Below are 13339 nucleotides of genomic sequence, written 5' to 3' on the forward strand. Positions count from 1 at the left end.
GCCTGTGCCAGCTCCCGCACCCGCCCCTACCAGGCCGGCGCCGCCGCCTGCCGCCCAGCCAGTTGCTGCCGCGCGCCCGCGCGCGCCGGCTCCCGCACCCAAGCCGGCAGCGCCGAGCCAGCCGACGGCGAAGGTCATGCCGCTGCCGGGCTACGGGACGACGACGAATGGCAGCACCCGATACGCGCCGCCGCCCTCAAACGACTCCATCGACGACACGCTGATGCACGAACTCGAGACCTCTCTCGACGAAACGCACTCCCAGCCGCCACCCAGCAAGCCCGCGGCCAAACCTTCGCTCGACGACGAGATGACCAAGCTGCTTGGCGAGTTGGGCAACCACAAGCGCTGACCTAACGGCAGCTTGCCGGCACTGGCGAACATCTCCGCGCCTGAGCACCGGAAACGAAAAATGGCCGGATTTCCGGCCATTTTCATTGTTCCCGTGCCTATTCGGTTCGCGTCAATCGTCGCGATAGACCTTCTCGCGGCGCTCGTGGCGCTCCTGCGCCTCGATCGACAACGTTGCGATCGGACGTGCGTCAAGCCGCTTCAGTGCGATCGGCTCCCCGGTTTCCTCGCAATAGCCGTAGGTGCCTTCGTCGATGCGCTGAAGCGCGGAGTCGATTTTCGAGATGAGCTTGCGTTGGCGATCGCGGGCGCGCAATTCGATGGCGCGGTCGGTTTCGGAGGAGGCGCGGTCAGCTAGGTCGGGGTGGTTGGCGTTTTCCTGCTGCAGGATTTCGAGGGTTTCGCGTGCTTCGCGGAGAATGTCGTTCTTCCAAGTGATAAGCTTGTGACGGAAGTACGATTTTTGCCGTTCATTCATGAACGGCTCGTCTTCGGAGGGTACGTAATCGGCGGTAACGATGTCGTTCATTCGACTCACCCAACAACCCCAAATTTGGCGCCTATATATTCGGGGACAAGAGCCCGCACAAGCGCTATCGGCGACAGTTTCACGCAATTGTTAGTCTCGCATCGGCAGCCCGCGCGACGACTTTGTTTCAACGGCACAAAACGAATTCGCACACGATTCGTTGCAGTTGCTGGCGCCGGCCATTGTGCATCACGTGGTTCTGGTGACTAATCGCGCTTTGCCGGGAAAGCAGCGCCATGGGGGTCCGGTTGAGCAGACTTTATCTGTTGCGGCATGCCAAAGCCGGCTGGGCGCTGCCCGGCGTGCGCGATTTCGACCGCCCGCTCGACGAATCGGGCATGGCCGATGCCGAAGCGATCGGAGAGGCCATGCGGGCCCGCAACTATGTGCCGGACGTCACGCTTTGCTCCAACGCCAAGCGGGCGAGGCAGACGCTGGAAGGCCTGGCGGGGCGCGCCGACACCGGCCGGGTCCTGTTCTTCGACACGCTCTACAGCGAGGATGCGGCCGGCTACCTCGACATCATCCGCAAGAATGGCGGCGCTGGCCAGCTTCTGGTGATCGGCCACAATCCGATGACCGAGGACCTGGCCATGGCGGTGTCAGGCGACGGCGAGGAGGCGGCGCGCGGCATGATGAACCACGGTTTTCCGACCTCCGGCCTCGCCGTGGTGCGCTTTCCGGGCAACCTCGCCGAAGCGGCGCAGGGCAACGGCTATCTCGAAGCCTTTCTCACGCCCGCCGACCTCTGAGGCCATTTCAAACCCGCGGTCCAAGGCCTATATCGGGCGCTGGCGCGCAACCAGAGGCTGATTTGGCATCATCGCTGACCAATTTTACCGACGAGGCAAGGATTGCGCTCGACACGCTGTCGGGCCGCGCCGCCGGGCTCTTCTCTCCATCATTGCGTCTTGGCGTCACCGGCCTGTCCCGTGCCGGCAAGACGGTGTTCATCTCGGCTCTCGTCCACAACCTCATCCATAGCGGACGCCTGCCGCTGTTCGAGGCGCAGAAATCCGGCCGCATCGCCCGCGCCTTCCTCGAGGAGCAGCCGGATGATGCTGTTCCGCGCTTCCAGTATGAGGATCATGTCGCGGCTCTGGTGAACGACCGCGTCTGGCCGGACTCCACGCGCGCCATCTCCGAGCTTCGGCTCACCATCGAATATGAATCGGCTTCGGGCTGGAACCGGCTTTTTTCAGCCGGAAAACTATCGGTCGACATCGTCGACTATCCCGGCGAATGGCTGCTCGACCTGCCGCTGCTGGGCAAATCCTTCGCCGATTTTTCGCGCGAGGCGCTGGAGCTGGCCGCCCTGCCCGTCCGCTCCGACCTGTCGCAGGCCTGGCGCGAGCTGGCCTCCGCCATCGATCCCGATGCCGACGCCGACGAGATGACCGCGCGGCGATTGGCCGAAAGCTTCGCCGCCTATCTCAAGGCCTGCAAGCTTGACGAGCGGGCGCTGTCGACGCTGCCGCCCGGCCGTTTCCTGATGCCCGGCGATCTCGAAGGCTCGCCGGCGCTGACCTTCGCGCCGCTGATGACGCTGGCGCAAGGCCGGCCGCGCTCCGGATCGCTGCAGGCGATGATGGAACGCCGCTACGAGGCCTATAAGACGCATGTCGTCAAACCGTTCTTTCGCGAGCACATCGCCCGCCTCGATCGGCAGATCGTGCTGATCGATGCCATGCAGGCGCTGAATGCCGGCCCGGCCGCCATGGCCGATCTTGAGCGTGCCGTCACCGAGATCCTGTCGTGCTTCCGGCCCGGACGCGGCAATTTCCTCACCGACTTCTTCTCGCGCCGCATCGACCGCATCCTGGTTGCGGCGACCAAGGCCGACCATCTGCACCATGAAAGCCACGACCGGCTGCAGGCGATCGTGCGCCGGCTGACCGACCGCGCCGTGGCGCGGGCGAATTTCAGCGGCGCCGCCGTCGATGTCGTCGCCATGGCTGCGGTTCGCTCGACCCGCGAAGGCACGGTGAAGCAGGGGCGCGAGATGCTGCCGGTCATCATCGGCACTCCGCTGAAGGGCGAGAAGATCAACGGCGAGACATTCGACGGAAAGACCGAAACCGCCATATTCCCGGGCGATTTGCCAGAGAAGGTCGATGCGGTGTTCGACAATTCCGGATCGCCGCCCGACAGCGCCGAACCGGCGATCCGCTTCGTGCGTTTCCGCCCGCCGAAGCTCGAACGCACCGCCGAGGGCGTCACGCTGTCCCTGCCGCATATCCGGCTCGACCGCGCGCTGCAGTTCCTGATCGGAGATCATCTGGCATGACCGCGCCCCGCAAACCCGCGGCCTTTCGCATCGAGCCCGAGCTCGAACCGAAGCCGCAAGCGTCACAGAGCCGTGTCGCGCAGGAGCAACCGACGCGCCGGCCGCGCGCGGCCAGGGCGGATGTCGCGGTGGTCATCCCCTCCGAAATCGACGTTTTCGACGAGCCGGACATCGAAGCCGCGGCCCCGCCGCCGGCGACGGCGCCAAGAAAGCGCTCATTGCTTGCCGGGCTGTTCTTCGGTGCTCTCAGCGTGCTCGTCTCGCTGGCGGTCGGCCTATGGGCCGACCAGCTGATCCGCGACCTGTTCGCGCGCGCCGAATGGCTCGGCTGGCTGGCGGCCGGCATGGCGGCGATCGCGCTGCTCTCGCTGCTCGTCATCCTTGTCCGCGAATTCCTCGCCATCGCCCGCCTTGCCGAGGTCGAAAAGATGCAGAATCGGGCGCTGGATGCCGTGGCGCGCGACGATCCCAAGGCGGCGCGCGCCCTGGTCGACGAGCTCTCCGCTTTCGTCGCGGCAAAACCCGAAACCGCCGCTGGCCGCCGTTCGCTTGCCGAATTGCGCGGCGAGATCATCGACGGCGCCAATCTGGTGCGGCTGGCCGAGACCGAAATCCTGTCGCCTCTCGATGCCCGCGCCAAGATCATGATCCTGGAGGCGGCGAAGCGCGTGTCGCTGATCACAGCGGTCAGCCCCCGCGCGCTGGTCGACATCGCCTATGTCGTGTTCGAGGCCGGGCGCCTGATCCGGCGGCTCTCCGAACTCTACGGCGGCCGTCCAGGCACGCTCGGTTTCTTCCGCCTGGCGCGCGGCGTGCTCGCGCATCTGGCGGTGACCGGTTCGATCGCGGTGGGCGATAGTTTCGTGCAGCAGATCGTCGGCCACGGGCTTGCCGCGAAACTTTCGGCAAAACTCGGCGAAGGCGTGGTCAACGGCATGATGACGGCGCGCATCGGCATCGCCGCGATGGAGACCGCCCGCCCCCTGCCGTTCATCGCCGTGAAGCGCCCAGGCCTCGGCGATTTCCTTTCGGCGCTCACGTCGTTCGCGGCAAAGAAGGGCGGTCAGGCAGAGCAATAGGGTAAACGCGAAAACCCGTGCCAGAGCCGGATGATTTCAGGTCGAATCAACCTGAAATCTGAATCCGGCTCTGAGTCAAAGAAGTAGAGCATGATGTCGTCCGAAAACCGCTTCACACTTTTCGGCATCATGCTCCAGTGACGAAGCATTAACCAATCTTCTCCATGGTCAGGCAGGTCCCAAGAACAGACTCTGTCGTGCCAGGTGTCGTCCATGAGAAGCGTAATCTTGTCCTGCGTGCTGCCTGCGACGGTTGCGATTGCCGCGCCGCTCGGACTGGTCGAAAAGGCCTTTGGCGCGGAGCCGGACAAGCAGTTCTTCCACTCGGTCGAAGGCAGATGGGTCGGCCCCGGCGAGATCATCGCCGGCAAGTACAAGGGCACCAAATTCACCTGCGATTTCAACGGCTCGACGCCTGCTAGCAAGCTCGGCATGACGCTTGACGGCGGCTGCAGGGTCGGCGTCTTCACGCAAAAGATGTCGGCCAGCGTCGAGCGCAAGGGCCGCGACGGTTACAGGGGCACCTTCATGGGCGGCTCGACCGAAAGCGGAATGGACATCGTCGGCGGCAATGTCGTCGACGCCCAGAAGGTCGTCTTCACCATCAACCGCAAGCAGTTGAACGGCGTCATGCAGGCGCGTGTCCCAGACGGCAATTCGATGACCGTGACGGTGGCCGTACGCGTCAACAATCAGCTGGTGCCAGTGATCGGCATGAGCCTCAAGCGGATCGACTCGGTCGAAGTCGGCTCCATCGCCAAGAACTGATCCGGCGCAGCCCCGGCAGCCGCGCCCGCCACCCGCAAAGAAGACGGCTCAGGTCAAAGTCGGAAAGTGGCAGGCCACCTTGCGGCCAGGGCGATGTTCTTTCAGTTCCGGCCGCTCGGAACGGCAGCGGTCAACCGCGATCGGGCATCGAGGGTGGAAACGACATCCGGATGGAGGCTTCAGCGGGCTTGGCACGTCGCCGGTGAGGATGATGCGCTTGCGCGCGCCCGTAGGCGTCGTCTCGACGACCGGAACGGCCGAGATCAGCGCTTGGCTGTAAGGATGGGCCGGCGTCGCAAACACCTCTTCCGCCGGTCCTTCCTCGACGATCGAACCGAGATACATGACGGCGATGCGGGTCGAGACCTGTCGCACCACCGAGAGGTCGTGGGCGATGAAGATATAGGTGAGCTTCAGCTTCTCCTGCAGGTCGGCGAGCAGGTTGACGATCTGGGCCTGCACGGACACGTCGAGCGCCGAAACCGGCTCGTCCAGCACGACAAGGTCCGGGTTCAACGCGATCGCCCGCGCGATGCCGACGCGCTGGCGCTGGCCGCCGGAGAATTCATGCGGATAGCGCATCACGTGGTCCGGCAGCAGTCCGACCAGCTCGAACAGCTTCGCCACCCGCGCCGTGATCTCACGTGACGAAAGCTTGCCGTGGATGCGCAGCGGCTCGGCGACGAGGTCGCCGACGCGCCGTCGCGGATTGAGCGAGGCCGAGGGATCCTGGAAGACCATTTGCAGGCGCCGCCGCAGCGGCCTGAGCTCGGACAGCGACTTCGAGGTGATGTCGTTGCCTTCGAACAGAAGCTTGCCATCGGTGATGTCGTAGAGCCGAACCAGGCAGCGCGCCAGCGTGGACTTGCCGCATCCCGATTCGCCGACAAGGCCCACCGTCTCGCCGCGTCGCACGGTCAGCGAAACATTGTCGACCGCATGGACGGTCCGCCTGCCTTCGGCGGAAAAGCGGGTGCCGATCGAAAACCGTTTCGCCAGCGAACGCGTCTCGAGGATCGGGCGGTCCAAATCTGTCATCGGTTCGCTCATGCCTGTGCCACCCGAAAGCACGCGGCCGCATGCGCGTCGCTGCCGAGACCCGGCTTGCCGGTCTCGCAAGGCTCGTAGCGAACCGGACAGCGCGGACCGAACGCGCAGCCTTGCGGCAGCCGCAGCAAGGACGGCGGCGAGCCGGGAATGGCCGGCAGGCGGCGCGGTTTCTGGCCGGTCAGCGGCGGGATCGAGCCGAGCAGCGCGCGTGTGTAAGGGTGCCGCGGATCGGAAAATAGTTCCGTGCGGGTGCCGCGCTCCACCACGCGGCCGGCATACATGACCATGACGCGGTCGGCGAGTTCGGAGACCACGCCCATGTCGTGCGTGATGAAGACCACGGCCGACTTATGCTTGGCGCGGAGCTTGCGCACAAGATCGAGAATGCCGGCCTGCACGGTGACGTCGAGCGCGGTGGTCGGCTCATCGGCCACTAGCAGCGCCGGATCGCAGGACAAGGCCATCGCGATCACCGCCCGCTGCCGCATGCCGCCGGAAAGCTGGTGCGGATAGCGCGACATCGCCTCGTGCGGGTTGGGGAAATTCACCTCCGCCAGCAACTGCTCGACACGCGCCATTGCCTTGGCCTTGCTGACGCCGCGATGCGCCCGGATCTGCTCGGCGATCTGCCAGCCGATCGTGTAGACCGGCGTCAGCGCCGTCATCGGATCCTGGAAGATCATCGCGATTTCGTTGCCGCGCAGGCGCCTCAGCTCGCGCCGCGACAGGCCTACCAACTCACGGCCCTTGTAGCGGATTGAGCCTTCGATGGTGGCGTTCGGGTCGGTGATGAGGCCCATGACGGCAAGCAGCGACACCGTCTTGCCGGAGCCGGATTCACCGACGACACCGAGGATCTCGCTTTCCTCGAGGTCGAAGGAAACGCCGTCGATGGCGCGCACCGGCCCATCGTGTGTGCGGAAGGAGACTTTGAGATCGCGCACCGACAGGATCATGATGCCCTCAGGCGCGGATCGAGAAGGATGTAGACGAAATCGACCACCGCGTTGGCGATCACCACGAACATGGACGCGTACATGACCGTCGCCATGATCATCGGCAGGTCGAGATTCTGCAGCGCGTCATAGGTGAGCTTGCCGATGCCGTGCAGGCCGAAGACGACCTCGGTCAGAAGGGCCGAGCCGCCCACCAGCGCGCCGAAGTCGAGGCCGAACAGCGTGACGAAGGCGATGAGCGAGGTGCGCAGCGCATGGCGAAACAGGATGCGGGTCTCCGACAGGCCCTTGGCGCGCGCCGTGCGGATGTAATCTTCCTGCATGGATTCGATGATGGCCGCGCGCAGCACGCGCCCGTAGATGCCGATATAGAGGATGGCCAGCGTGATCCATGGGATGACCAGCGTCAGGAACCAGCCTTTCGGATCGTCGGAAAAGTTCTTGTAACCAAGCGGCGGCACCCAGGAGAACGCCCAGCTGTCGTGGTAACGGCTCTGGGTAATGAGGTTCATCACCTCGCCCAGCCAGTAGACCGGCATGGAAATGCCGAGCAGGCCGAGCGCCATCAGCAGCTTGTCCAGCCAACTGTCGCGGGTGGCCGCGGCGACGACGCCGATGATGATGGAGACGACCACCCACAGGACCGCGGCCCCGAACACCAGCGAAAGCGTGACGGGGATCGAATCCATGACTGCCGGCACAACCTTCCAGCCGCGATTGACGAAGGAGGTCAGGTCGCCGGTGACGAAGATCTTCTCCATCATGCGCGTGTACTGCACATAGAGCGGCTGGTCGAAGCCGAAGCTGTGGCGCACGGCCGCCAGCACTTCCGGCGAAGCGTTGCGGCCGGCGATGCGCGCGGCGGGGTCGGCGCCGGGCGTGGCAAAGAAGATCAGGAAGACGATGACCGAGATGCCGAACATCACGAACAGCATCTGACCGAAACGGCGAAGGATCGCGTAAAACATCAGTCGCGCCCCAGCCGGACCTTGGAGCGCGGATCGAGCGCATCGCGCAAACCGTCGCCGAAGACATTGAGCGCCATGACGGAAACGGCGATCGCCAGGCCGGGCACCAGCGCCACCAGTGGCCGCGTGTAGAGCAGCGCCTGCCCGTCCTGGATGATGGTGCCCCAGCTTGCGGCCGGCGGCTGCACGCCAATCGACAGGAAAGAAAGCGCCGATTCCGTCAGCATGTTCAGCGCCATCATCAGCGGCACGAAGACGATGAGCGTGGTGGTGATGTTGGGCAGGATGTCACGCCACAGGATGCGCCAGCCCGGCACGCCCAGATTGATCGCTGCAAGCACGAACTCGCTGTGCCGCAGCGCCAAGACCTGCCCGCGAATGGGGCGCGCGACATAGGGTATATAGACGATGCCTATGATGATGACCGGCAGCCATAGGCTGCCCGATTGGATCTCGATCGGTCCGATCGCGATGCCTTGCGCGATGGTGACGATCGAAAGCGAGATCGCCAGCAGATAGATCGGGAACGCCCAGAGCACGTCCAGCAGGCGCGACAGCACGGTGTCGGTGATGCCGCCGAAATAACCGGCGATCAATCCCGCCATCGTCCCGAAGATCAGCGTGAAGATGGTGGCCGCACCCGAGATCAGCAGCGAGTTCAGGCCGCCATAGAGCAACCTTGCCATGACGTCCCGCCCCTGGCTGTCGGCGCCGAGGAAGTAATTGCCGAGCCGCCAGGTCGGACCGATCGGCGTATAGCCAAGCCCCAGCCCCTCGGTCGACTGCTCCATCACCGGAACGTCGGCGCCGTCGATCTGGATGACGGCGTCGAGCGTCGAGGCGAACGGGTCCGTGCCCGCCCATTTCGCGTAGAGCGGCGCGCTGAAACAGGCGAGAACGAGGATGAGGAACACGGCCAGGGACGCCATGGCGGCCCTGTCCGTTGCCAGCTTCGCAGACGCGACGGCCCAAGGCCCTCGCGTCTTGCGCGGCATGGCGGCGACTTGGCTGGACACGATATGTGCCTTCCGCGGTTCGTTACTGCACCCAGGCCCCTTACTGCACCCAGGACTGGGTGATAATCCAGTTGAACTGCGGGTTGAACTTGAAATTGCCGATGCGCTTGCTGACGAAATCAAGCCGCTTCGGCGTGAAGAGACCGACCGCTGGCGCCTTGTCGGTGACCTGCTTGTCGATTGCCGCCCACAATTTGTCGGCCGCCTTCTGGTCGGTCACGCCGAGATCCAGCGCCTTCTGCATCTGGGCGTCGATATCCTTGTCGCAGAAGCCCGAGATGTTGATCGAGGCGTCCGAGCCTTCGCGATAGGAAGCGCAGCTGAACAGGATGTTCAGGAAATCCGAGGCCGCAGGGTAGTCCTTGTACCACTGGGTGACGGACATCTGCACTTTGTTGTTGGTGTTCTGGATATAGGTGAACTGCAGGTTGGACGAGATCGGCTTGACGTCGGCGACGTAGCCGATGCTGGTCAGCACGCTCTGCAGATAGACGCCGATCGACCGCGAGATGGCGGTATCCTCGACGATGATGGTCACCTTCTGGCCCTTGGTGCCCGATTCCTCGACGAGCTGCTTGGCCTTGTCGACATCCGGAGCCGACCATTTGGCGCCAGGGTTCTTGGTGAACGGGCAATAGTCCTCATGTCCGGGGAAATCCGGCGGCAGGACCTGGCAGACCGGCGAAGCCAGCACCTTGCCGCCGAACAGCTTGACCAGCGTGTTGCGGTCGACTGCGTAGGCGACGGCCTGTCGGGCCTTTTCATTGTCGAACGGAGCCATGCGGGTGTTGAGCGGCGCGTACCACCAGGCCGAAAGCGGCGAGATATGCAGCTGGTCCATGGACTTGCTGCCGAGCTCGCCAAGGCGGTCGCTGGGCAGCGCGTCGAACATCCAGTCCGCTTCGCCGTTCTGGATCGCCGTCACGGCCGCCTCTTCCGACAGGCCGAAATCATACTGCACGACGTCCGGATAGCCGTCCGGCTGGGCTTCCTCGCTCCACTGCTTGAAGTTGGGATTGCGGGAAACCGTCATGCCCTTGTTGGGATCGAAGGCCGAGATCATGTAGGGGCCGGTGCTGGGGATAGGCTTTGAGCCCATATCCTCCGTCGGCGTGTCCGCCGGCAGGATCACGGCATGCGGCAAGGCAAGCTTGTAGAGGATCTCGGCGTCCGGCTTGGTGAGATTGAGGGTGATCGTGCCGGCCGCCTCGTCGGCGACGACGCCGCCTTCCAGCGTGCAGCTCTTGGTGTCGGCCAGGCATTTGTCGGCGCCGACGATGCCGGCGTAGAAGGTGCCCGAGGTCGGGCCGGAAACCTTGAAGATGCGCTGGAAGGAGGCAACGACGTCCTTCACACCGAGATCCTGGCCATTGGAGAACTTGATGCCCTTGCGCAGCTTGAAGGTGAAGGTCTTGCCGTCATTGCTGACCGTGGGCAGAGCCTCGGCCAGATCGGGAACGACGGAAAAGCCGTCGACGCCTTCGGCCTTTCGGAAGGTGACCAGGCCGTCATAGATCGGCTGGTACATCTGCCAGCCCTGGTCGGTGTAGTTGATGTGCGGGTCGAGCGTTCCGGCGGCCGATCGGGCGAGAAGGCGAATGGTGCCGCCGCGGTGCTCCTTGAGATATTCGGCCTGCGCCGGAGCCAGCCACGCGCCGGCCAGCAATGAAGCGGCCGAGGCCGCCAAAAGCAGTTTCTTCATGTGGTTATTCCCCTTTTCTCAGTTGTCGTTGTCGTTCAGGAAGTCGCCGACCACCCGCATGCAGGCCTCTTGCTCCTCGACATGCGGCATGTGGCTAGAGTGCTCGAATATCCGCCAGCGCGATCCCTTGATGCCGTCCTTGAAGGGCTGCACGGTCGCGGGCGTGGCTTCGTCGTAACGGCCGGAGACGAGAAGTGTGGGAACCTCGATGGCCGACAGTCGGTCGATGACGCTCCAGCTCTTCAGCGTGCCGATGACGTGGAACTCGTTCGGGCCATTCATCACATTGTAGACGGTCGGATTGCGCACGATCTGGGCGAAGGTCTCCGTCACCTCCGGCGGGAACGGCACGACCCGGCAGACATGCCGTTCGTAGAACCGCATCGTCGCTTCCTGGTAGGCCGGATCGTCCGTCGTGCCGGCCTGTTCGTGCTTGGTCAGCGTCTCCTGCACGTCCTTGGGCAGATCGGCGCGCAGCCGGTTGGCCTCCTCGACCCAAAGCTTCATGGAAGCCGGCGAGTTGGCGATGGTCAGCGACTTCAGGCCTTTCGGCCGGGTCACGCCATATTCGGCGCCCAGCATGCCGCCCCAGCTCTGGCCGAGCACATGGAAGCCGCCGCGGATGCCGAGATGGTCGACGAGGTTTTCCAGCTCGTCGATGAAGAGCTGGGGCATCCAGAAATCGGCGCCCTTTTCCGGCAGCAAGGTGGAATTGCCGCAGCCCAATTGGTCGTAGTGGATGACGGCCCGGCCGCCCCTGGCAAGAAGCTTGTAGGCATCGACATAGTTGTGGGCGGCGCCCGGCCCGCCATGCAGGATCACCACCGGCGCCTTGCCGGCATCGAGTTCGCCGCTGATCCGATACCAGGTTTCATAGGCGCCGAAGCCGGCCCGACCTTCCTTGCTGACGATCTCGGACGGCATCCCGGTTCCCTGCTTGGTTGAAGACATTCTCGTTGTCGCCTAGTTCGCCGCCCGGCCGGATTGCACCCATTCTTCCAGCATCTGCACGCCGAAGGCCGTTGCGCCTTCCCGGCCCAGCGGCCGGTCCTTGTCGGCCAGTTCCTTGCCGGCAATGTCGAGATGCACCCAGGGGCGGTCCTCGGTGAAATTGCGCAGGAAGGCTGCGGCATAGGGCGCGTCGCCGTCCTCCATGTCCTTGGCGTGGTGGCGGATGTCGGCGAAAGGCGATTGCAGCCCCTCATCATAGGCCCGGTCGAGCGGCAGCTGCCAGAACCGCTCGCCGACCTTTTCTCCGGCCGCGATCATGCGCGAGGCGATGGTGTCGTCGGTGCTGAAAAGACCGGCGAAGACCGAGCCGAGGCCGCGCATCACGGAATAGGTCAGCGTGGCCAGATCGACGATCACCGAAGGGTTGAAGCGCGAAGCGGCATAATAGAGGCAGTCGGCCAGGATGAGCCGCCCTTCCGCATCCGTGTCGAACACTTCCACGGTCTGCCCCGACGCCGTCGTGATGATGTCGCGCGGCTTGAGCGCGGTGCCGGACGGCATGTTCTCGGCAATGCCGAGCACGCCGACGGCATGCACCGGGCTGCCTTGCCGGGCGAGCGCGATCAACAGCCCGACCACGGCGGCCGCGCCGCCCATATCCGCCTTCATGTCGAACATCTGCTCGCCGCGCTTGATGCACAAGCCACCGGAATCGAAGCAGACGCCCTTGCCGACGAAAGCCAGCGGCTGCGCAGGAGCGCCCTTGCCCCGGTAGCGCAGGACCGCGACGCGCGGCGGTCGCGCCGAGCCGGAGCCGACGGCCAGGATCGCATTCATGCCGAATTCCTTCAGCCGCGCCATGTCGAGGATCTCGACATCGATGCCGGCCTCGCGCAGCGGCTCGAGGTGGTCGTGGAAATTGTCCGGGTGGAGATGGTTCGGCGGCAGGTTGACCAGCGTGCGCGCATATTCGACGCCATCGGCGATGGCGTTGGTCCGCGCCAGCGCCGCCTTCAGTCCCGGGCCGGCCGCGCCGATCAATTGCACCCGCAAGGTCCGGTCAGCCCCGGCTCCTTGCCGCCGGTTGCGCATGTCGAAACGATAGCGCCGCAGCCGCATGCCGAGCGCGACCCGCGCCAGGATTTCCGCCGCGGACAGGTCCACGCCCGCGATAGGGTCCAAGACGACAGTTGCCGCGCATTCGCCCTTGCCTTCCAGATGCGCTGCAAGCAGGCCGCCGGCCCGCGCCAGGGAAAGCGTGGTTACGGCCTCGGCCCTGCCCAAAGCCAGCACAACCACGCGCCTGGCGGACATTGCCTTGGGGGCGATGACGTCGACGCAGGTGCCGGATTCGGAAAGCGCAGCCGGGTCGGAGCATGCGCGAGACAAGATCCCGTTCATCTCAGCATCGAGCGCCGTTGCCCGGGGGCCAAAACCGCCTTGAGCGGTTTGCAGGATCACGACGACGGAGGTTTCCGCTGAAATCTCGTCCGCCGCTTCAAAGACCGGCACCGGCGACTGAGGCATGAAGCTCGTTCTCCCATTTGCGGGGCGGCTCCTGCCAAGTCGTCTGCGTCACGCGCAAACTTCTCCCGCCACCGGACAAACCGAAGAGGCCGGTTCGCGCCGTTGGGGAAATGGTATCGGAGTACCCAAATAATTGTTTTCTGACGGCGACTTAG

General features: G+C 64.5%; 13 protein-coding genes. 5 read left to right on the plus strand and 8 right to left on the minus strand.

What is annotated here, in order from left to right; genetic code table 11:
• Window positions 1–136 precede the first annotated feature (136 nt).
• Entirely contained in the window at window positions 137–352 is a 216-nt protein-coding gene (locus tag FJ471_RS35670) for a hypothetical protein (RefSeq protein ID WP_140806616.1), read from the plus strand.
• Window positions 353–463: 111 nt separating this feature from the next.
• Here FJ471_RS35670 and dksA read toward each other — a convergent pair whose 3' ends face one another.
• Window positions 464–880, minus strand: a complete 417-nt coding sequence (gene dksA, locus FJ471_RS20755) for an RNA polymerase-binding protein DksA (RefSeq protein WP_128257174.1) — start codon at window positions 878–880, stop codon at window positions 464–466.
• A gap of 248 nt (window positions 881–1128) precedes the next feature.
• Between dksA and FJ471_RS20760 the strand changes: the two genes are divergently transcribed.
• The 4 genes from FJ471_RS20760 to FJ471_RS20780 all read left to right on the plus strand — a co-directional run bounded on the left by FJ471_RS20760 (window position 1129) and on the right by FJ471_RS20780 (window position 5014).
• Window positions 1129–1632 (plus strand): histidine phosphatase family protein, encoded by a 504-nt coding sequence (locus FJ471_RS20760; protein ID WP_140806617.1) that lies wholly within the window; start codon window positions 1129–1131, stop codon window positions 1630–1632.
• A 62-nt stretch (window positions 1633–1694) separates the two neighbouring features.
• Window positions 1695–3167, plus strand: coding sequence for a YcjX family protein (locus FJ471_RS20765; RefSeq protein WP_140806618.1), 1473 nt, complete (start codon window positions 1695–1697; stop codon window positions 3165–3167).
• A complete protein-coding gene (locus tag FJ471_RS20770) occupies window positions 3164–4246 on the plus strand; it encodes a TIGR01620 family protein (protein ID WP_140806619.1) in 1083 nt (360 codons plus the stop codon). Before FJ471_RS20765 ends, FJ471_RS20770 begins: the two co-directional genes overlap by 4 nt.
• Window positions 4247–4459: 213 nt before the next feature.
• Window positions 4460–5014, plus strand: a complete 555-nt coding sequence (locus FJ471_RS20780; RefSeq protein ID WP_181179611.1) for a hypothetical protein — start codon at window positions 4460–4462, stop codon at window positions 5012–5014.
• A 48-nt stretch (window positions 5015–5062) separates the two neighbouring features.
• On the opposite strand, the gene FJ471_RS20785 is transcribed toward FJ471_RS20780, so the two are convergent.
• Genes FJ471_RS20785 through FJ471_RS20815 form a run of 7 tightly spaced genes read right to left on the minus strand, consistent with a single transcriptional unit; the run spans window position 5063 to window position 13184 of the window.
• Window positions 5063–6052 (minus strand): dipeptide ABC transporter ATP-binding protein, encoded by a 990-nt coding sequence (locus tag FJ471_RS20785; protein WP_140806622.1) that lies wholly within the window; start codon window positions 6050–6052, stop codon window positions 5063–5065.
• An 8-nt stretch (window positions 6053–6060) separates the two neighbouring features.
• Window positions 6061–7020: an ABC transporter ATP-binding protein gene (locus FJ471_RS20790; RefSeq protein ID WP_140806623.1), complete on the minus strand. Its 960-nt coding sequence runs from the start codon at window positions 7018–7020 to the stop codon at window positions 6061–6063.
• Window positions 7017–7988, minus strand: coding sequence for an ABC transporter permease (locus FJ471_RS20795; RefSeq protein ID WP_140806624.1), 972 nt, complete (start codon window positions 7986–7988; stop codon window positions 7017–7019). Before FJ471_RS20795 ends, FJ471_RS20790 begins: the two co-directional genes overlap by 4 nt.
• Window positions 7988–9004: an ABC transporter permease gene (locus FJ471_RS20800; RefSeq protein ID WP_140806625.1), complete on the minus strand. Its 1017-nt coding sequence runs from the start codon at window positions 9002–9004 to the stop codon at window positions 7988–7990. Before FJ471_RS20800 ends, FJ471_RS20795 begins: the two co-directional genes overlap by 1 nt.
• Window positions 9005–9044: 40 nt before the next feature.
• Window positions 9045–10706, minus strand: coding sequence for an ABC transporter substrate-binding protein (locus FJ471_RS20805; protein ID WP_140806626.1), 1662 nt, complete (start codon window positions 10704–10706; stop codon window positions 9045–9047).
• A gap of 18 nt (window positions 10707–10724) precedes the next feature.
• Entirely contained in the window at window positions 10725–11630 is a 906-nt protein-coding gene (locus tag FJ471_RS20810; protein WP_140806648.1) for a proline iminopeptidase-family hydrolase, read from the minus strand.
• Between the two features lie 39 nt (window positions 11631–11669).
• Entirely contained in the window at window positions 11670–13184 is a 1515-nt protein-coding gene (locus tag FJ471_RS20815) for a leucyl aminopeptidase (RefSeq protein ID WP_140806627.1), read from the minus strand.
• Window positions 13185–13339 lie beyond the last annotated feature (155 nt).

This window comes from Mesorhizobium sp. B2-7-1, from assembly GCF_006440735.1.
Classification (GTDB): Bacteria; Pseudomonadota; Alphaproteobacteria; order Rhizobiales; family Rhizobiaceae; genus Mesorhizobium.